The sequence below is a fragment of the Marseilla massiliensis genome, from assembly GCF_016899955.1.
Taxonomy (GTDB): domain Bacteria; phylum Bacteroidota; class Bacteroidia; order Bacteroidales; family Bacteroidaceae; genus Prevotella; species Prevotella intestinigallinarum.
Genome location: NZ_JACJJL010000023.1, coordinates 43926 through 63173, shown reverse-complemented (window position 1 = coordinate 63173; position 19248 = coordinate 43926). Strand labels below are relative to the sequence as shown.

The following is a 19248-nucleotide window of genomic DNA, read 5'->3' as shown; positions in this document are numbered from 1 at the left end:
TTGAACACTATAAAGTTACAACAATTTTCGCTAATCACCAAATTTACAAATAGTTATAATTCATCGAACTCACGTTAAAATAAAATTGACCCCCCAACACCAGGACTTTAAAGGGTCAATCATATTGTAGCCAAAGGTGGGCAAATCCTGCTTGGCCAAAAGGGTCAAAGTCGCGTGGCTTTTCCATCCTGTACAAGGACAGTGATTTCGCCGGCCGGGGCTTGTGTGAATACCGGGTTGCTGCTGTCGCCGTCGGCTTTTACATTCAGTATCTCGGTGGTCTTGTTGCCCACCACGTCTTCTGCGGTAATCTCGAGAGCAAACGATTTGCCCTCTTCCCATGTGTCGGCGGCTTTGAAACTGTAGTCGAGATTGTAGTCGTGAACCAGTGAATCGCCATAGATGTCAAGCAAGTCGATGGTTTTAACCAGTTGCATCTCAACATTACTCAGTCTGATGCTCTTGATGCCATCGGCATCTTTCACATTTCCCTTGATGCTGAAGGTCTTGCCTTGTTCCACGTGTATGGTCTTGGCGGCAATGTTTATGGTAGGGTTCTGATTGTCTACAGGGTCGAAATCAGAATCGCTGCATGACTGGAAACCTGCTCCAGCCAATGCGAGAAGAATCCAGATGGGCACTTCCCTCTATCTTTTTGCTTTGTACATAATTGTTTTGTTAGCATGATTGGTTAATGTTGTTATTATCGGTTTTGGTTATTGTCTGCAGTTGTTTTGCCTTGCCTCTAACGTTTGCCCGCTGATGGTCGAGGCGTCGGCCTTGGCAGTTTGTTGCTTGTTGACGCCGATGTCCGCTGGGCCAACGATGTCGCCGGCCTGTAGCGTGGCCTGAGCGGTTGTGGCCTGGGCATGTGGACTGTCGGCCACAGCGTGCGCCTCGGCTGTCGGCCTGCGTTGGCGTCAGTCGGTCGCGGCGCGTTCGGCGTGATACGACGAGCGCACCAGCGGGCCGCTCTCCACGTGCTCAAAGCCCTTGGCCAGGGCCGTCTTGCGGTAGTCGGCAAACTTGTCGGGGTGAATGTATGCCGCCACGGGCAGGTGGCGGGCCGTTGGTTGCAGGTATTGGCCTATGGTCAGGCGGCGGCAACCGGTTGAAAGAATGTCGTCCATGGTTTGTTCCACCTCTTCGTCGGTCTCGCCCAGCCCCACCATGAACCCCGTCTTGGCGCTTATTCCGCGGGCCGCGATGGCGCGCAGCACGTCGAGGCTCCTGTCATAGCTGGCCACGCTGCGCACCGACGGCGTGAGCCTGCGCACGGTCTCCAGGTTGTGCCCCGCCACATACGGCCTTGTGTCGAGCACCATTCCCAGCAGGTCGGCGCGCCCCATGAAGTCGGGCAGCAGCACCTCGATGCGTGTCTCGGGGTTGAGCCGCCCTATGGCCTTTATCGTCTCCACCCAGTGTGCGGCCCCATAGTCGGGCAGGTCGTCGCGGTCTACCGACGTGATGACGGCATAGCGCAGTCCGAGGGCCTTGACCGTGGCGGCCACATGGCCGGGCTCCATGGGGTCGAGTGGCTTCGGGCGGCCCGACAGGGTGTTGCAGAAGCGGCAGTTGCGCGTGCACACGTCGCCGCCAATCATGATTGTGGCCGTGCGTGCCGCCCAGCATTCGTGGCGGTTGGGGCAAAGTCCGCTGGTGCAGATGGTGTTGAGCCTGTGCCGCTCTATTATGCCGGCCGTCTCGCCCGTGCTCCCCTTGGCGCGCAGGTCTATCTTCAGCCAGTCGGGTTTCATCACGTGGGCAGGCCGCCCGAAGAGCAGGCGGAGCAGCCTGTCGGCCGTAAGACCCCTGACAACGGCCCCCACATCGGTGCCGGCCAGGGCCTCGGCCACGCCCTCGCGGGTGAACGGGCGGTGCAGCATCGGGGCTATCAGTTGGTTGTCGATGTCGCCCGACATGAAAAAGTCGCCCACTAAGTTGATGTCTGCTATGGCGTTGTTCTTCACTTCTATGTAAGCCTCGATGGTGCCCACGTCGGCAAAGCGCATCTTCCTCACCACCGCGTGGCGGGGATTCTTGCCGTAGACGAACTCCGGCGAGGCCAGCCTCCGCTCAATCTCGGCTATGCGGCCCATGTCGTCGGCCGACAGCACCCTCACGCTGTCGCCGCAGAAGTGGCGGCGGGCGTGGGCGATGAACTCGTCGATGGTGAGCCGCGTGTGGTCGCCCACGTTTGTCACGCGCTGCCTCACCGAGGCCACGCCCTTGCTCTGCAGCTTCTCCTTCGGCACGTTGAGGGCCTGCGACAGGTGGTCGAGGGTGGTGTCGAACAGCAGCGAGTTGTGCAAAACGCTGCGCCGGCCAATGCGGTAGTATGCGCTGCCGGCCACCTTGCGCCCGCCAACGAGTATGTCGTTGCGCCCCGACCGTTCGGCGTCCACGCCCACAGAGCGCAGCATGGCAGCCACTGTTTCCATGTACCGCGGAAAGGCCGCTTCAACGTTGCCGGCGTCGGAGATGTAAGAAAACTGCATGCAGCCCATGTCGGCATAGATGCATCCGCCGCCGCTCTTGCGCCTGAAGATGTGTATGCCGTTGGTTCGGCAGTAGTCTGTGTTCACCTCGCTCTCCACGAGCTGGTTGCGACCGAGCATCACCGTGGGTTCCACGCGCCAGATGAAGAAATAGTCGTCGTCGGTATAGGTGTTGGCCACATACTCCTCGACCGCAAAATAGAATGGGAGCAGCCGAGGCCGGTCGGCCTGGGGTAGCATCAAGTATTTCATTGTTTGCTCTGTGCAAGTGATTTTAGGTTTTGTCGTTTGTCAGGCAAACTTACAAAAAAGAGTTTAAATGCCCAAAAATTTCATTTGCTATGCTCGCATCCGTAAGAATATTTGTCGCGCCAAGACCAATCGGGGCATGGCTGCCGTGGCTGTTGGTGGCTCATTGCGTAGCGCCCCCTCCGTAGGGTTGGGGCCTGGCGCCATTCGTGTGGCGCCGTCCATGCGCCACGTAGGTGTGTGGCTGCCGTGCCCACGGACGTGCCGTATGCCGTGCTTTACGCACCGGTGGCTGCCGTGCCAGCCTGCCGTGGCATGGCCTCCTGCGGGTCGGGCTGGCTCTGTAGCCATGAATAATGGTGGGGGGGCACAAGGGTGACTGCGTGTGCCGGCTGTGCCAAACGGCGCATAAAATAGTTAGGATGTCTGTATCGTGCGGTGTCGGGTAGGGCTTGTGGATATTTATTTAGTTTAAAATTTGCCGGGAATATATATTTTCATACCTTTGTAAAGGCTTACCGTCAGCAGGCAATCAGTGGGCAAGCTCACATTGCGGCTGTTTGCATCGGCATGACATTATATAAATTATGTTCGGAAACACGTGCCAAAGGTTGCACCCTTTTCGTTTGAATCATCATAGCGGATTAAACATTTTGAAAGAATGAAGATATGCCTCACCATAATGTGTTGCCTGGCCATGTCGTGCACCGTGTGCCTTGCGGGTCAGGACGAGCAGCGGTTGTACGGCCGGCTTGACATGCTGATAGCCCGTCAGGCCGACATAGAGGCCGAAAAGATGAGGCACATCGAGGGCATGGTGCAGATACTGAAAGACGCCACGCTGACCGATGCAGAGCGATATGCCGTCAACGACAGGCTGTACAACGAGTATTCCACGCTGAAGTACGACTCTGCTTTCAGCTATCTCAGGCAGAACATCGCCCTTGCCGAAAAGATGGGCGACCGGTGGCGCGCCACCCGCAGCAGGCTGTCGATGGCCCACATCCTGGCCGTGGCAGGGCTCTTCGGCGAGGCCGAGAAGGCTCTGGCGGCCATTGACACAAGCCGCCTTGAGGGCGATGTGCTGGTTGGTTATTACAAGCAGCTCAACGAACTCAACCTCTTCAAGTCTGAATTTGCCAGCGGGACTCCGTTCAACGACGGCTACCATAAGAACATGCAGAACTACCGGCGGCTGCTTATTGCCAATGCCGACAGGGGTTCGTACGACTATGTTTCGGTGCTTGCCGATTACCGGGCTTACCAGGGCAACATCGACTCCGCCATACAGATGCTGCTCGAGTACCTGCCGGCACTGAAGCCCGGCGACCGCCGTTACAGCATTCAGACCAGCCAGCTGGCGTTCTTCTATGGGTGCAAGGGCGACATGGGGCGCAAGAAGCAATACCTGCTGCTGAGCGCCATCTCCGACCAGGCGGGGTGCATACGCGAGGAGAACTCGCTGCGCGAACTGGCGTCGATGCTCTTTGACGAAGGCGACTATGAGCGCGCTTACAAATACCTCAATGTGTCGATAAACAACGCCAACAGCTATGGCACGAGGCTGCGCAACACACAGGCTTCGATGTTGATGCCGAAAATACTGGCAGGCTATAACGTGATGAAAGAGACACAGCACAGGCGCATGCAGACGCTCATGGTCTGCATATCGGTCATAGCGGTCATGCTGGTGGTGGCGCTGATTGCCGTTTACATGCTGCTGAAGCGTTACCGGAGGTCGAACCAGACCGTGGCCTACGTCAACGGCCGTCTGGAGGAGGCCGTCGGCGAGCTCAGGCGGAGCAACGCCATGATGAAAGAGGGCAACAGGATTAAGGAAGAATACATAGGCAGGTTTATGGAACTGGCCTCGGTGCTGATAGACAAGGCCGAGTCGTACCGCAAGCTGGCCAACAGATATGCCAAGGAGCACGACATGAAGTCGCTCTATGCGCTCATCAAGAGCAGCGCGGCTTTCAATGAGAGCACGTCGCTGTTCTACGGCAATTTCGACTCGGCTTTCCTGCGCATCTACCCCAATTTCGTCGACAAGGTGAACGAGTTGCTCTCCGACGAATGCAAGATTACCCCCAAGGGCGAACGGCTGACCACCGAGCTGCGCATACTGGCGCTGATAAGGCTGGGCATAACCGACAACCACAAGATAGCCGGCATACTGCGCTCGAGCATCACCACTGTCTACACTTACCGCTCGAAGCTCAAGGCCCGCTCCGTGGTCAAGGACGACTTTGAGCGCTGTGTGGCCTCAATCGACTCGTGGCAGGAGGCAGACGCAGCCTCTGTCACTGCCGTTGAGGCTCCCGGCTGAGGCTGTTAGCGGTATGGGGCGGATGCAGGCCCTGTGCCCCTGCCGGCAGATGCGCCACGGCCCCGTGTGCAATATGGCCCGTTCGGGATTCCGATACGGGCCGTTTTGCATTGCAATATCGGCCGTTCTGCATTGCGATATCGGCCGTTTGGCAGGGCCCTTTGCCGGTGGCGGCGGCAAGGGGCGGCGCTCGCGGCCCGTGGGCCGGCCTTTGTGGCATTTTCCCGAGGTTGTTCGATGTGCCGCCTGATGGCTGTTTTGCGTTTGTGCCATGCTTAAAAAGCGGTTCCACCCTTTGTCCGGCACCCTGTATGCCGCTTTGGCTTGCAGTTGCTCGCCGCCCCTTCGGCAGTGGCGTATGTCAATCGCCAATGTCATTTGTGATGATTGTTCCGCCCGCTTACGGCCTGTTTGGGCTAAAAGGTGCATATACCTTGCGCCGGTGGTTGATAATGTTTAGATTTCGAAGAGGTGTTTCCGAATGAATGGGCTGATAATCAATATATTGCAATTTTATTGGTTTAGATTTTCGTTAGGCGGTCTTTTACGTGGTAATATAAACTCATATCTTTGTAGAAAATAAGCTGCGCTCGGCAACAGGTGAGTAAGCTCACATTGCCATCGCTTGCATTATCTTTGTCGAAAATAATGATATTGACGCAATGAGCAGATTGGTATTCTTAATCATGATGGTTGCCGTATTGTCCGCAAGGGCAGCTGCGGCCACGAAGATATGTTCGCCCGACGGGCGGATAGTGTTGTCGGTTGCCGTAAGCAAGGGCAAGGTGTTCTACGAGTTGGAGCGCGATGGAGCGGCGGTGATGAAACCGTCGGCGCTCGGCTTTGTGCTGGCCGACGGCAGGCTCGACAGCGGTTTTGCGGTGGCGGGCACCGACACGGCAAGCCACGACGACACCTGGAGGCAGGTGTGGGGCGAAGATGAGTATGTGCGCAACCACTACAATGAGCTCACTCTGCACCTCGTGCAGAAGCACGGCAAGCGGAGGCGGCTCGACATTGTGTTCAGGGCGTTCGACGACGGCATAGGATTCCGCTATGTGATACCCGCCCAGCCCACCGTGGGGCGCATTGCCGTGAAGGACGAGGTCACACAGTTTTCACTGACCCACGATGCCTATGCGTGGTCGATACCCACCAACCGTACGCAGTATTTCGAGGGTATATACACCCGGCAGCGCGTTTCAGACCTCGATACCGTGTGCACGCCGCTCACCATCGAGTATGAACCGGGCCTGTATATGGCCATTCACGAGGCGGCCCTCGAAGACTATGCGGGCATCAACCTGGCTTCGCGCGGCACTACTCTCGTCACAGCCCTCACACCGTGGAGCGACGGCACCAAGGTGTATGCGTCGCAATCGATGAAAAGCCCGTGGCGCATCATAATGATGGCCGACACGCCCGGAGGGCTGATAACGTCGCGCATGATGCTCAACCTCAACGAGCCGTGCCGCATTACCGACACTTCGTGGATCGAGCCGGGCAAGTATGTGGGCATCTGGTGGAGCATCCACAAGAAGAAGAACACATGGGAGATGGGCCCGAAACACGGGGCTACCACCGCCAACGTTAAGCGATACATCGACTTCGCGGCACGCCACGGGTTCAGCGGGGTGCTGGCCGAAGGCTGGAACTACGGCTGGGGCCAGGGCGAACAGCTCAGTTTTATGAAGGCATACCCCGACTTCGACATTGCCGGGGTGGCCGACTATGCCCTCGGCAAGGGCCTGCGCTTCATTGCACACATGGAGTCGTGGGGCAACGCACGGCTCATTGAAGAGCAGATGGACTCGGCTTTTGCTTGGTACGCAAGCATGGGCATCCGTGTGGTAAAGACCGGATACGTGGGCCGTCTGATGGACGGCAGGGAGCTGTCGGCATCGCAATACGGCATACGGCACTACCGCAAGGTGGTCGAGGCGGCCGCCAGGCACCATATAATGATAGACAACCATGAGCCGGCAATGCCCACCGGCTTGCAGCGCACATACCCGAACCTGATGACGCAGGAGGGTGTGAGGGGGCAGGAGTACAACGCCTGGGACACTCGCGGGGGCAATCCGCCTGAGCATACGGCCACTCTGCCGTTTACGCGGTGCCTTGCCGGCCCGGTAGACTTCACCCCGGCCATATTCAATTTCAGCGAAGTGGTGGAGGGCACTCACCCGCACTCCACGCTGGCCAAGCAGCTCGCTGAGTTTGTTGTGCTCTACAGTCCGCTGCAGATGGCGGCCGACGAGATTGCCAACTATGAGTTTCACCCGGCCCTTTCGTTCATCGAGAGTTGCCCGACCACATGGAGCAAGACCGTTGTTCCCAACGGGGTGATAGGCAGTTATGTCACCATCGCCCGCAAGGAGCGCGGTGGCGACACCTGGTTTGTGGGCAGTCTCACCGGCTCCGACAGCAGGGAAATAAGCCTCAAGCTCGATTTCCTCGACCGGGATGCCGTGTATGAGGCTTTCGTCTACGAAGACGGCGAGGGCGCCGACTACCAGGCAAACCCTTACTCCATGGGCTTCAGGCAGGTGGAAGTGACGGCAGCCTCTGTCTTGAGCCTAAGGCTTGCGCGCGGAGGGGGTGCTGCCATACGCATAGTAAAGGTGAGATGACCGTGGCGCGGCAGCCCCGGCATCTTGCCTGCGCGGTGGCTTTTGCTGTGGGCGGCGGCATTGTTGCCCGTCCGTGTCGCTCGCGCTGAAGTGCACACGGCCGTTTGGCGATGGTATCATGAGGCCTTTCGGCCCATGGCAATGGCTGTTTTGAGAAGCCGGTTTATGTCTGTGAGTGCTCGAGAAATATCCTTTTTTTCATATTTTGCATGCCTACGGTGTTATGATGGCGTTCTTTTCACTTTTTTATTGCACGACATCCGACTATTATTAGTATCTTAGTCGCCGGTAACATGTTCAATATTGATATGAAGAATAGCATCGTTTTATTGTTGGGTGTGGCGTTGTCATTAGGCTCATGCGGCACTTATACAGGCCAGGGGGCAGCCACTGGAGCCACGTTTGGCTCTATACTCGGCTCTGCCATAGGCGGTATCACCGGAGGGCCGCGGGGCAGCGACATTGGCACCTTTGTAGGCATGGCAGGCGGAGCGGCGGTCGGTGCAGCTGTGGGGGTGTCGGCCGACAAGGCGAAGCAAGACGAATACCGCAGGTATATGGAGTACCGCGATTCGCGGTACGGCCGCGGCGGCGACTATGGCGAGGGCTACGGGAGCGGCCGTAGTGCCTATGTGCCGCCGCAGCAGGGCAGCGATGAGAGCGGATTTGACCCTACCCACAGCGGCGACGACCGCATTGTGTTCGATGACGGAGGCGCACAGGTGCCACCGTATGGCGGTGGCGGCGACAGCAGGGTGGGCGTGGCAGGACGCCAGGTGGCCCCCTCGGTGTCGGTGGACGAGTTGCGCAGCAGCATGCCGGGCTACAAACTGGCTGTCAACAAAGACGTGGAAGTGCGCAATATCACTTTTGTTGATGCCAGCGGCGACGGCGCCCTGAGCCGCCGCGAAGACGGCAAGGTGTCTTTCGAGATAATGAATTGCTCGGGCATTACGCTCTACGATGTCAACCCAACGGTGGTCGAGGTGACTGGAAACAAGCATGTCCACGTGTCGCCACCGCTGAGGGTAGAGAGCATCGCCCCCGGTCGTGGCGTGCGGTATACGGCAACTGTCTATGCCGACTCGCGCGTAAAGGATGGCGAAGCGGTGGTAAGGGTGGCCGTGGTGCAGGGCAACAAGGAGATAACATCGCAGGTTAGGGAGTTCCGTGTGCCGCTGAGGCGGCGCTGACGGGCGCCCGCCTTGCTGTCTGCCATTGCCGCGTGCCTACGGCCTTTGCCCGTTGCCGGAAGTTGCCGGCGGCAAAGCCGTTGCCGGCCATAGCTGTCTTTGGCTGCTTAAAGGTGTGGTGCTGCAATGCGTCTGTCGCTTGTCTCTGTGGCCGGCCCATGCTGTCGGCAAGTGGTTATGCCGTCGGCAGGCTTTCATTTTTGCTTGCCCGACGCCTGTCGCTTGGTGACTTTGGAGGTTGGCCTGTGCTTTTCTTTGCTGTCGTTTCGCTTGGCCTGATGCCTGTTTTGCTGCCCGGCGCTGGTTCGGCGGTTCACTTCCTTCATCTCTTGCCATGTAGGGCGCAGCATCTCGGCCACGTTGCTGCTTTCAAAATCAAATTCAATTACGTGCTTTTCTTCGCTCGGTTTGAACGGCACGACTATCTTGTCGGCCCTCACCACTTCGACCATGGCCACTCCCTGGGCCAGCATTCCAAGCTCTTTTGCCGCCTTCCACGACAAGTCGATGATGCGTCCGCGTGCGAACGGGCCCCTGTCGGTAACCTTGACAATGACCGACTTGCCGTTGGCGGGGTTGGTAACCTTGAGCTTCGTGCCGAAAGGATAGGTGCGGTGGGCGCATGTCAGGCTGTCGTGGTGAACCCTTTCGCCGCTGCTTGTGCGCGCCCCGGTGGCTCGTTTGGAATAATAAGTGGCTTTGCCCCGTTGCACGTACTGGGCGTGCAATGAGGCAAAGCCTGTTAAAAGTGTTGTTAGTGCTATACCTATTAACCTGTATCTCACGTTGAAAATTTTGTATTAAACTATGCCTTGGGCCATCATGGCGTTGGCAACCTTCATGAAACCGGCAATGTTGGCACCCTTTACGTAGTCAACATATCCGTCGGCTTCGCGGCCGTACTTCACGCACTGGTCGTGTATGTTGTGCATGATGTAGTGCAGCTTGTCGTCCACTTCGGCCTCGCTCCAGTTCAGGCGCATGGCGTTCTGGGTCATTTCAAGGCCCGATGTGGCCACGCCGCCGGCGTTGACAGCCTTGCCCGGGGCGAAGAGTTGCTTGGAGGCAACGAATTTCTCTGCGGCTTCGGCCGTGCATCCCATGTTAGACACCTCGGCAATGCAGATAGGCTTGTTGGCCAGCAGCAGGTCGGCGTCTGCACCGTTGAGCTCGTTCTGTGTGGCGCATGGCAGCGCGATGTCGCACTTCACTTCCCACGGCTTGCGTCCGGCGCGGAACTCCGAGCCCGGGAACTCGTCGGCGTAGGGCTGGCAAACGTCGTTGCCGCTTGCGCGAAGCTCAAGCATGTATGCAATCTTCTCGTCGTCGAGGCCGGCCGGGTCGTAGATGTAGCCGTCGGGTCCGGATATCGTTATCACCTTGGCACCAAGCTCTGTGGCCTTCTTGGCTGCTCCCCAAGCCACGTTGCCGAATCCGCTTATGGCAACGGTCTTGCCTTTTATGTCGTAGCCGTGGGTCTGGAGCATCTGGTTTACGAAGTAGAGCGCTCCGTAGCCTGTTGCCTCCGGGCGTATGCGCGAGCCGCCCCATTCGAGGCCCTTGCCCGTCAATACACCGTTCCAGTGGTGCGTCAGTTTCTTGTACATGCCGAACAGGTAGCCTATTTCGCGTGCTCCCACACCGATGTCTCCTGCGGGTATGTCTTCCTCCGGGCCAATCACTCGGTATAGCTCTGTCATGAACGACTGGCAGAAGCGCATTACCTCGTTGTCTGAACGGCCGCGGATGGAGAAGTCTGAGCCACCCTTGCCACCGCCCATGGGCAGTGTGGTGAGCGCGTTCTTGAACGTCTGCTCGAATCCGAGGAACTTCAGTATCGAGAGGTTCACCGACGGGTGGAACCTTAGTCCGCCCTTATACGGACCTATGGCGCTATTGAACTGAACGCGATAGCCGAGGTTTACGTGCACCTCGCCGCGGTCGTCGACCCATGGCACACGGAACGTCACGATGCGCTCCGGCTCCACTATGCGCTCAATTATCTTGGCTTTCTCGAATTCGGGATGCTGATTGTAAACGTCCTTTACCGAGATTAGCACCTCTCTTACTGCCTGTAAGTACTCCAGCTCGCCCGGATGCTTCTGCTCCAGCGACTGCATTATTTTCTCCACCTCCATAGTAATCCGATATTTAAAGGGTTCAACTATTACTGTGTCATTGTGTCATTACAACGTCACAAAAATAAGAAAAAACCCTTGAAACACCAAACGAAAATCGGAAAATTTTGCTGCCAATGCTTTCTTTTTGTTAATTTTCTGCTTCCGTCTGGCTCTTGTCTTCGCTGTCTGCGAACACAGTCGCCATTCGGCCTTGCGCGGCTTGCCGGTGTGTTGCGCCTTTTGTGTCTGTCGTGAGCATTTGTAATGGCTGTTGACAGCCTTGCCGTTGCTGTTTGGCGCTGTCGGTTCGCTTCGGATGTTTGCATGCCGCCATGTGTTCCGGCGGCTGCTGGGTCACAGTCGGGGCGGCTGGTTCACCCTGCCTGTCACGGTGTCCATGGCGGCCAGATGGCTGACGCTGCCATCCGGTAAGGCCCCTGGCATGCCACCGTTACGGCTGATGTTTGTTTACACATTAATATAATGCGTTGCAAACCCTTGCGTCGTATTGCCGCCACCATGCCTGACGCCCGGCCCCGGCGCAGCCCGCCGTTCCACGGTGAAAGGCTCTGCTAGATATGTACGGCGGCAGGATGTTACAGTGTTGGGCACGGGATGGCCAAGCGGTCTTGGCGCAGGTGTCACCGCGTATTGGGTCGGCGGTCAGGTGCCTGCAGCCATGCCGCGGCCTGTAGCGGTATTGCAAAAATAGTGAATTTTGCCTTAACGCCAAGCCAAACCAGCCCGATATAAAACTGTTATATCTTTATTTGGCAGATTTTAACCCAAATGTCACCTTGTTTCTATATGTGTCTGTTTTTGCGCCTGTGCGTTTATCCACATGCCTTCGGGCCGCCGTGCCGCCATCCTGCCTGCCGTTTTCCTCTCTGCCGCCTGCCTGGCTTCGGCCTAAGGCGGCAGGGCTAATGCCTGGAACAGGGCGGAGGCGCTTTTGGCCCATGCTTGTAGGGCGTGTCGTGACATTGTCTTGGCTGTTGTTTGCGTGCGCCGCCGTAGTCGGGCGCGGCCTGTCTCAGCGGCGGCCGCACGGCAGTCTTTTGTGGGCAAGAGTGGTGGCGGTAGCCAAAACGTGCCGTCTTGCATTGTGAAACGGCCCATTTCGCAACGCCATTCGGCTCGTTTTGCAGTATAAAACGGGCCGTTTTGCAAGTGGCTGTGGCACAGCGTGTTGCGTTGGTGGGGCCGGGCGGCCCGTCAGGATTGCAAATAGAGGGGGCGCGGTGAGTTGAGCCGCCCCGGCCATACAGCCGCCCCGGGCCGCTGTTGCGGGCAACGCCCCTTGGCCGGAAAACAAAAGCGGATGCGGAAAGGCTCCGCATCCGCTTTCGCTTACGGCCCGTGCTGGCTTTTGCCTCAGGCCGTTCGGCCCCGATGGCTTTCTGCGTTCAGATTTTGTCGAGGGCCTGGCGTATGTCGTCGAGAATGTCTTCCACGTCTTCGATGCCCACCGACAGGCGTATCAGGTCGGGCGCGATGCCGGCCTCCCTCAGCTGTTCGTCGGACAGCTGGCGGTGGGTGTGGCTTGCCGGGTGGAGCACGCAGGTGCGCGCATCGGCCACGTGGGTCACGATGTTAATCATCTTCAGCGAGTCCATGAACTTGATAGCTGTGTCGCGGTTGCCCTTCAGTCCGAAGGCAATCACTCCGCAGCTGCCGTCGGGCAGGTATTTCTCGGCCAGCTCGTGATACTCGTTGCCCTTCAGCCCGGGGTAGTTTACCCATGCCACGCGCGGGTCGCCGTTGAGGAACTCGGCCACCGTCTGCGCGTTGGCGCAGTGCTGCCTCATGCGCAGGTGCAGCGTCTGCAGCCCGATGTTGAGCAGAAACGCGTTCATAGGCGCCGGTATGGAGCCGAGGTCGCGCATGAGCTGTGCCACGAGCTTGGTGGTATAGGCCATCTTTCCGAAGGCTTCGGCGTAGACAAGTCCGTGGTACGACTCGTCGGGGCGGCACAGCCCCGGGTAGCGGTCGGCGTGGGCCATCCAGTCGAAGCGCCCGCTGTCTACCACACATCCGCCCACCTGCGTGGCGTGGCCGTCCATATACTTGGTCGTGGAGTGCGTAACGATGTCGGCCCCCCACTCAAACGGTCGGCAGTTGACGGGCGTGGCGAAGGTGTTGTCGACTATGAGTGGCACGCCGTTGCTGTGGGCCAGGCGTGCAAACCGCTCAATGTCGAGCACCTTGCAGCCCGGATTGGAGATGGTTTCGCCAAACATCACCTTGGTGTTCGGGCGGAAAGCCTTCTGTATCTCGTCGTCGCCGGCTTCGGGATTGACGAAGGTGCACTCTATGCCGAGCTTCTTGAGCGTCACGCCGAACAGGTTGAACGTTCCGCCGTAAATCTCGTTGGAGGCCACGATGTGGTCGCCGGCCTCGCAGATGTTGAACACCGCGTAGAAGTTGGCGGCCTGGCCCGACGACGTCAGCACAGCGCCCACTCCCCCTTCGAGGGCGGCAATCTTGGCCGCCACGGCATCGTTGGTGGGATTTTGCAGCCGTGTGTAGAAGTAGCCTTCCTTCTTCAGGTCGAAGAGCATGGCCATCTCGTCGCTGTCGTCGTACTTGAATGTGGTGCTTTGGATGATGGGCGGCTCCACGGGCTCGCCGTTCTTTGGGCTCCATCCTGCGCGCACGCAGAGTGAAGCCGGTCGTAGTTTCTTTTCCATTTCGTGTTGATTGTGATGATGGCCGCGCCCCGTTGGCGCGGCTCGTTGTTTCTTTTTATTTGCCGTAGGGCGGTGGAGGATTGTAGATGAGGGTTGGCCGAGGCGGCCACAATGCCTTGTGGCCCTCACTTTCCGGCGCCCCAGCGCTCCAGCCGATCGTATTCCTCCTTTGTCAGGCGCATGAACGAGCCGTGCTGCGGGGCCTCTACCCCCTTGATGTCTTGCGGCGAGTGGAAGTTGCGCAAGTACTTGTCGGCCCGGCATATACGGTATCTCTTGGGCTTCGACGAGTATTCTATGTAGCCGATGAGCCACGTTGAGTCGCCCGCCAGCTGGAAGGCCGACACGCCCTCACACTTCTTCTTGCCCTCGAAGTCTACGTAATCGTCGTCCACCGGCTCGCTCCACGGGCCTGTTAGCTTGGGGGCGGTGGCCGTAAACAGGCCCGGCGTGCCTCCCTCTTTCTTTATCATCATGTGGTAAAGGCCGTCGCTTTCAAGGTAATTGATGTCGGCGTCGATGGTGGCGTAGCCCCAGTCGAAGAGCAGTCGCGGCTTTGTCAGGGTGGTAAACGACTCGTTGGCATACGAGTAATACATCCTGTCGTACTTCTCTTCGGCCTGGTTCCACATCGAGAAGTATATGAAGTATCCGCCGCGGCGTCCGTCCGGCCACGTGTATGTGGGGTCCCAGAATATCTGCGGGGCCCATACGCGGTTGACGGTTGAGTAGTCGCGGTATGGGTCGGGGCTGTCTTTGTCGGAGAATATGGCCGCCCCCTTGCGGAAGTCGAACGTCGTCGACTTCCAGTTTATCATGTCGTCGCTCGTGAGCAGGTTGATTCCGTAGTTGTTCCACACCTTGCTCTTGCCCACGCACATGTCGGTTGTCACCATGAGATAGCCCGACAGGTCGTGCTTGCGGCAGATGTAGGCATCCCGTGTGCCCCCTTCGATGGCGGCAAGTGCCTTTTGGTCGAACACAGGTCCGCCTCCGCGCAGGTCGTGGTAGTTCAGTCCGTCGCGGCTGATGGCGTAGGCAGTCCATTCACCCCGTCCGCTCATGTGGCAGAACAGGTAGCCGTAGTCGCCCTTCTGCGGGTTTTGCGCCGTGGCGTTGGTGGCGGCAGCCATTGCAATCATGGCCGCCATTAACGCTTTGAGAGTCTTTTTCATAATCCTTTACGTTGTTGGTCTATTTCTTTAGAGTGCTTCCCGCCTTCGCCCTTATCACCGTAAACGAGTAGGGTTCCAGGCTTATGGCCTGCTCTTTGCTTATCGTTCCCGTGGTCTTCGACGGCTTGGCTCGGGTGTCCGACGGCTCCCCGGCCATGCGCTCCACCTCGGTTGGCGTGCCGTCGGCCACCATGTCGCCGAGGTTCAGCCTGCATTCCACGCCCACGGGCAGCGCGTTGACAAGCTTGATGATTACGTCGCCAGTCTCCTGGTCGCGCACCACCGACTGCCCGAAGCGCAGGTTGACGTCTTCGCGGTCGTTGTCTGAGGCCACCGTGGCGGGTATATAGTCGTCGCCCGCGTTCTGTCCGTACATGCGCTGCACGTAATAATCAGTGGTGAGCCTCACCGAAGTGTTGTCAAAGTACATCATGTCGGGAGTCCACTGCGTGTTGCCCCGTCGCGCCATGAGCGGTGCAAAGCTGCTCAGGCTCACCACGTCGGCGTTGCGCTCCAGGTCGGTCAGGTAGAGCGCCACGCTCAGGGCGGTCTCCATGTTGTTAGGCCTGCCGGGGGCGTGGGCGGCATATTCGCCCAAGTAAACCTTCGGCCCGCGGCGGTCGTAGGCGTCGTAGAAGTCGCGGTTGTGTATGAACCAGCCCGGCGGGCAGTAGTAGTGCTCGTCGACGATGGGCACGTCGAGCTCCTTGGCAAACTGCCATCCGTACTCATAGTCGGAGCCCTCGTAGAACGGCCCCACCGTTCCGATGACCGTGATGTCGGGGTATTTCGCCTTGACGGCGTCGTAGATGAGCTTGAACCTCTCCTTGAACACCTCGGAGATGAGGTCTTCGTTGCCTATGCCGACATACTTCAGGTTGAACGGCTTGGGGTGTCCGGCCTCGGCGCGCACGCGTCCCCACTTGGTGGTCTTGTCGCCGTTGGCCCACTCAATGAGGTCGAGCACGTCCTGTATGTATTCGTCCATCTCCTTGCCCAGGGGTATTCCGCCCTGCTGCCCGTCGCCTCCCCACGACGAGTTTTGGCACGGCACTCCTGCGGCGAGCACCGGCAGCGGCTCGGCCCCCATGTCTTCGCAGAACTGGAAGTACTCATAGAAGCCCAGGCCCACCGACTGGTGGTAGCGCCAAATGTTGGCCATGCCCTTGCGGCTCTCCAGCGGTCCGACGGTGTTTTTCCACCTGTAGATGTTCTGTATGCCGTTGCCGTGGGCCACGCATCCGCCTGGGAAGCGCACAAAACGCGGCTTGAGGTTGGCTATGGCCTCCGCCAGGTCGCGCCTTAGGCCGTTGCGCCGCCCTTTGTAAGTGTCTTTTGGAAACAGCGACACCATGTCGAACGCATATCGTCCGGCTGCTTCCGGCATTATGGCCAGCTCGGCGTCGGCCGCTGTTTCGGTGGCCTTTATCTTGGCGTCGAGCTTGCGCCACCCGTCGCGGGGCAGCGTTACTGTTGCCGAGCCAATCTCGCGTCCGTCCTTGGTGCGCAGAGCCACGCGCACCCGCCGTCCGTTGCCCTCGACCATGCGGCCGAAGAGCGACAGCAGGTAGGTGTCGCCCTGCTTCACGGCGATGCCGTCGAAGCCAGTGTTGGCCATGGCGTCACCGGGCTTGCTGACGTCGAGCACGGCATAGTGTGCGTTGTTGGCGTGTATTGGATTGGCGGTGTCAAAGCTGAGCGCGGCCCCGCCGTAGGTGCGCCATGCGTAAGCCGGCCCCCAGCCCTCGTGCCTGGGGTGGTCGGCGTCGGAGTATTCAAACCCCCGGTTCTGCACCAGTTCGGCGTAGAGCCCGCCGTCGGCAGCATAGTTTATGTCTTCGAAGAACACCCCGAACAAGTCGGGGCTGATGGCCTTTTGGTCTTGTGGGCGGGGCGTAACCGTCACCGTCACCTTGCCGAGGCCTGCAAACCGCGCCTTGTCGTCCTTCATCAGCTCGTTGTTGCGCGCCGTGCGGTATTGCCTCCGCTCGTATTCGGCTATTACGTTCTCCACCACCTGCTTCTCCACGCGGTGCACCCTGCCGGTGGCCCGGGTGCCGTCGTTGAATGCCACGGTGTCGCGCGGCACGTTGCGGTTGGGCCCCATCATGACGCGGGCCGACATATAGTCTTGCGGTTTCCACAGTAGCAGGTCGCGGCTCTCGGTCAGCGCCATCACGCTGCCGTCTTTCTTGACCAGCCACGAGCACACCCACATGCCGCCTTTCTGCCTTTCGAGCACAGGGTCGAACATGCGTTTGCCACTGCCCCATGCGCCGTAGTCGCTCTTCACGAAGTCGTAGCCGCCACCTATCTTGTGCCACATCTTCCCATCGGAACTCCAGGCCAGGCGCAGCCCTCCGTTGCCGTTGATGTTGTCTGAGGCATAAGAAAACAGGTAGAGTGAGTCGTTGGTGCTCTCCGAGGCCCTTGCCCCGATGGCACTTGAGGCCATGAGCATGGCGCAAATCAAGGCTTTTTTCATTGTCCTTATTATGGTTTTTGTTGGTAATTAAGTTTGTTTCATGGCTTGCCGGCCGGTGCGCGGCCGTTTGCCCGGTGCTGCATTGCCGCCACGGCGGGGCCCAATGCCCCGGCAACAGTATTGTTGCCGATTGCCGGATGCTGCTATTTGAGTACAAAGGTAGCTGTTTTCTCGCTACCGGGCGGCTTGCCATCCGCTTTCTTAATTATATTTAACCCAAATCGATTGTTGCGCCGCCGCATGCCTGTTTCCACATTAATGCCATGCCTCACAAGCGCTTAAGCCCCCTTGCAGCCCTCTTGCTTCAGTCCGGCCACGGCTTGGATGGCGTCGCCTTTGGCCACGGCGGCATGCAAGGGGCACGGCAATGTCACAGAATAGTCATGTGGATTGGAATGGCGTCTGGGTGCCGGCGGTTTGCAGGCCTATGCCCGCCGGAGCAGGGCATGGGGCGTAGTCCGTGGCTGCCAAGGCGGTAATAAAAGCCGACAAACGTGGCCCGCGGGCGAGCCCGCGGCCGTATGGCTGCGCGAAACGGGCCGTATGGCGGTGCAAAACGGGCCGTCCGGCACCGTGGAACGTGCTGTTTTGTGCAGCCGAGTGGCCCGTTTGGCAAACGGCTGTGGCCCAGGCTGTTGCGGCAGGCCTGCGCCAGGGTAACGTAGTCTTACAAATCTGGCGCCGCCGGTGGGGCGTTGCCACCCAGGATTTCAGTAGCGCCTGCTGGGCAGTGGCATTTGCCTGGGGTAACATATATTGCAGTTTTGTTTCATTTTTGGCCATTTTTCAGAATCTTTTCAGATTCACCCCGTATCTTTGCCTGCGTGAACAGACAATTAGAAAACAAACAAACAGAAAAGGAGAATAGATTATGAAGAAATGGAAATGGATTGGAATGGCAATGGCCTGTGCAGTGGGTATGGTGGCGTTCACGTCGTGCGACGACGACGACAACGATGATTACGCCCGCGTGCCCGACGCCGTTACGGCGGCCTTCTCTCACCAATATGGCAACCCGGGCTATGTGGAGTGGGATTCAGAGCGTGGCGGTTACTATGTGGCCGAGTTCCGCAAGGACGGCCGCGACCACGAGGCATGGTACACGCAGGCCGGATTGTGGGCCATGACCGAGGTTGACTATGGCCGCAGCCTGGCCGACCTGCCTCAGGCGGTGCAGTCGGGATATGCCGCCACGGCCTATGCGCTCGATGCTTGGACGGTTGACGACATCGACGAGATACAGCGCCCCGACTACGAGACGGTGTACAAGATAGAGGTTGAGAAGCGCGGGCAGGCCGACCACGACCTATACTTCGACCTCGGCGGCACGCTCTACCGCGACGTTGAAGGCTCGGGCTCAGGCAGCGGCAACGGCGGGATGATACAGCAGGGCATGCCGGCCGAGGTCAAGGCATACGTCGACTCAGCGTTTGCCGGGGCGGCCGTGGTTGACTTCGACATCGAGGACAACGGCATGATAGAGGTCGACCTGCGCCACGGCGGCAAGAGCGTCGAGGTGTTGTTCACCGCCGCTTACGAGTGGGTGATGACCAAGACCGACTGCAGCCGCGACGTGCCGGCAGTGGTAGCCGACGCCGTTCGGCAGGCCTTGCCGGGGGCGCGCATCGACGACTGCGACTATGTGCAGACCGCTACAGAGAGCTATTATCTCGTGGACACCGACAACCCCGACCGCGACCTCAGGGTGACGCCCGACGGACAGGTGACCCAGGCGTGGTGAGGGCGGCCCCTCCGATGGATGGATGAAGCTGGGGGCACGGCGCAGGGCATGCGCTGTGCCCTTTGCCATTTTATGCAGCGGCATGCTGCCAAAACAGTACCCGTGTTCTTGCGTATGTCGGATTTTATGGCTACA

General features: G+C 58.8%; 11 protein-coding genes. 4 read left to right on the top strand and 7 right to left on the bottom strand.

The annotated features are described in order from the left end of the window. Positions 1–164: 164 nt before the first annotated feature. Both H6B30_RS12440 and lplA read right to left on the bottom strand, forming a co-directional pair. Positions 165–641 carry a hypothetical protein gene (locus H6B30_RS12440; RefSeq protein WP_205111058.1) on the bottom strand — a complete coding sequence of 159 codons (477 nt, stop codon included), beginning with the start codon at positions 639–641 and terminating at the stop codon, positions 165–167. A 279-nt stretch (positions 642–920) separates the two neighbouring features. Beyond that, positions 921–2750, bottom strand: coding sequence for a bifunctional lipoate--protein ligase/lipoyl synthase (lplA, locus tag H6B30_RS12435; protein ID WP_205111056.1), 1830 nt, complete (start codon positions 2748–2750; stop codon positions 921–923). A gap of 658 nt (positions 2751–3408) precedes the next feature. Here lplA and H6B30_RS12430 point away from each other — a divergent pair. The 3 genes from H6B30_RS12430 (at position 3409) to H6B30_RS12420 (ending at position 8902) form a co-directional block, all read left to right on the top strand. Beyond that, entirely contained in the window at positions 3409–5076 is a 1668-nt protein-coding gene (locus H6B30_RS12430; protein WP_205111055.1) for a SusR-related protein, read from the top strand. A gap of 662 nt (positions 5077–5738) precedes the next feature. Continuing rightward, on the top strand, positions 5739–7709 hold the full coding sequence (locus tag H6B30_RS12425) for a glycoside hydrolase family 97 protein (RefSeq protein WP_205111053.1): 1971 nt from the start codon (positions 5739–5741) through the stop codon (positions 7707–7709). A gap of 308 nt (positions 7710–8017) precedes the next feature. Then, on the top strand, positions 8018–8902 hold the full coding sequence (locus H6B30_RS12420; RefSeq protein ID WP_205111051.1) for a hypothetical protein: 885 nt from the start codon (positions 8018–8020) through the stop codon (positions 8900–8902). Between the two features lie 194 nt (positions 8903–9096). Here H6B30_RS12420 and H6B30_RS12415 read toward each other — a convergent pair whose 3' ends face one another. The 5 genes from H6B30_RS12415 to H6B30_RS12395 all read right to left on the bottom strand — a co-directional run bounded on the left by H6B30_RS12415 (position 9097) and on the right by H6B30_RS12395 (position 17372). Next, entirely contained in the window at positions 9097–9672 is a 576-nt protein-coding gene (locus tag H6B30_RS12415) for a septal ring lytic transglycosylase RlpA family protein (protein ID WP_205111066.1), read from the bottom strand. Between the two features lie 30 nt (positions 9673–9702). Then, on the bottom strand, positions 9703–11040 hold the full coding sequence (gene gdhA / locus H6B30_RS12410) for an NADP-specific glutamate dehydrogenase (protein WP_205111049.1): 1338 nt from the start codon (positions 11038–11040) through the stop codon (positions 9703–9705). Between the two features lie 1388 nt (positions 11041–12428). Next, positions 12429–13712: an O-acetylhomoserine aminocarboxypropyltransferase/cysteine synthase family protein gene (locus H6B30_RS12405; RefSeq protein WP_205111047.1), complete on the bottom strand. Its 1284-nt coding sequence runs from the start codon at positions 13710–13712 to the stop codon at positions 12429–12431. A 125-nt stretch (positions 13713–13837) separates the two neighbouring features. Continuing rightward, complete coding sequence (locus H6B30_RS12400; protein WP_205111045.1) at positions 13838–14887, bottom strand: glycoside hydrolase family 43 protein; 1050 nt, start codon at positions 14885–14887, stop codon at positions 13838–13840. Between the two features lie 19 nt (positions 14888–14906). Further along, positions 14907–17372, bottom strand: coding sequence for an alpha-L-arabinofuranosidase family protein (locus H6B30_RS12395; protein ID WP_205111043.1), 2466 nt, complete (start codon positions 17370–17372; stop codon positions 14907–14909). Positions 17373–18243: 871 nt separating this feature from the next. On the opposite strand from H6B30_RS12395, the gene H6B30_RS12390 reads away from it, so the two are divergent. Further along, positions 18244–19113: a PepSY-like domain-containing protein gene (locus H6B30_RS12390; RefSeq protein ID WP_205111041.1), complete on the top strand. Its 870-nt coding sequence runs from the start codon at positions 18244–18246 to the stop codon at positions 19111–19113. Positions 19114–19248 lie beyond the last annotated feature (135 nt).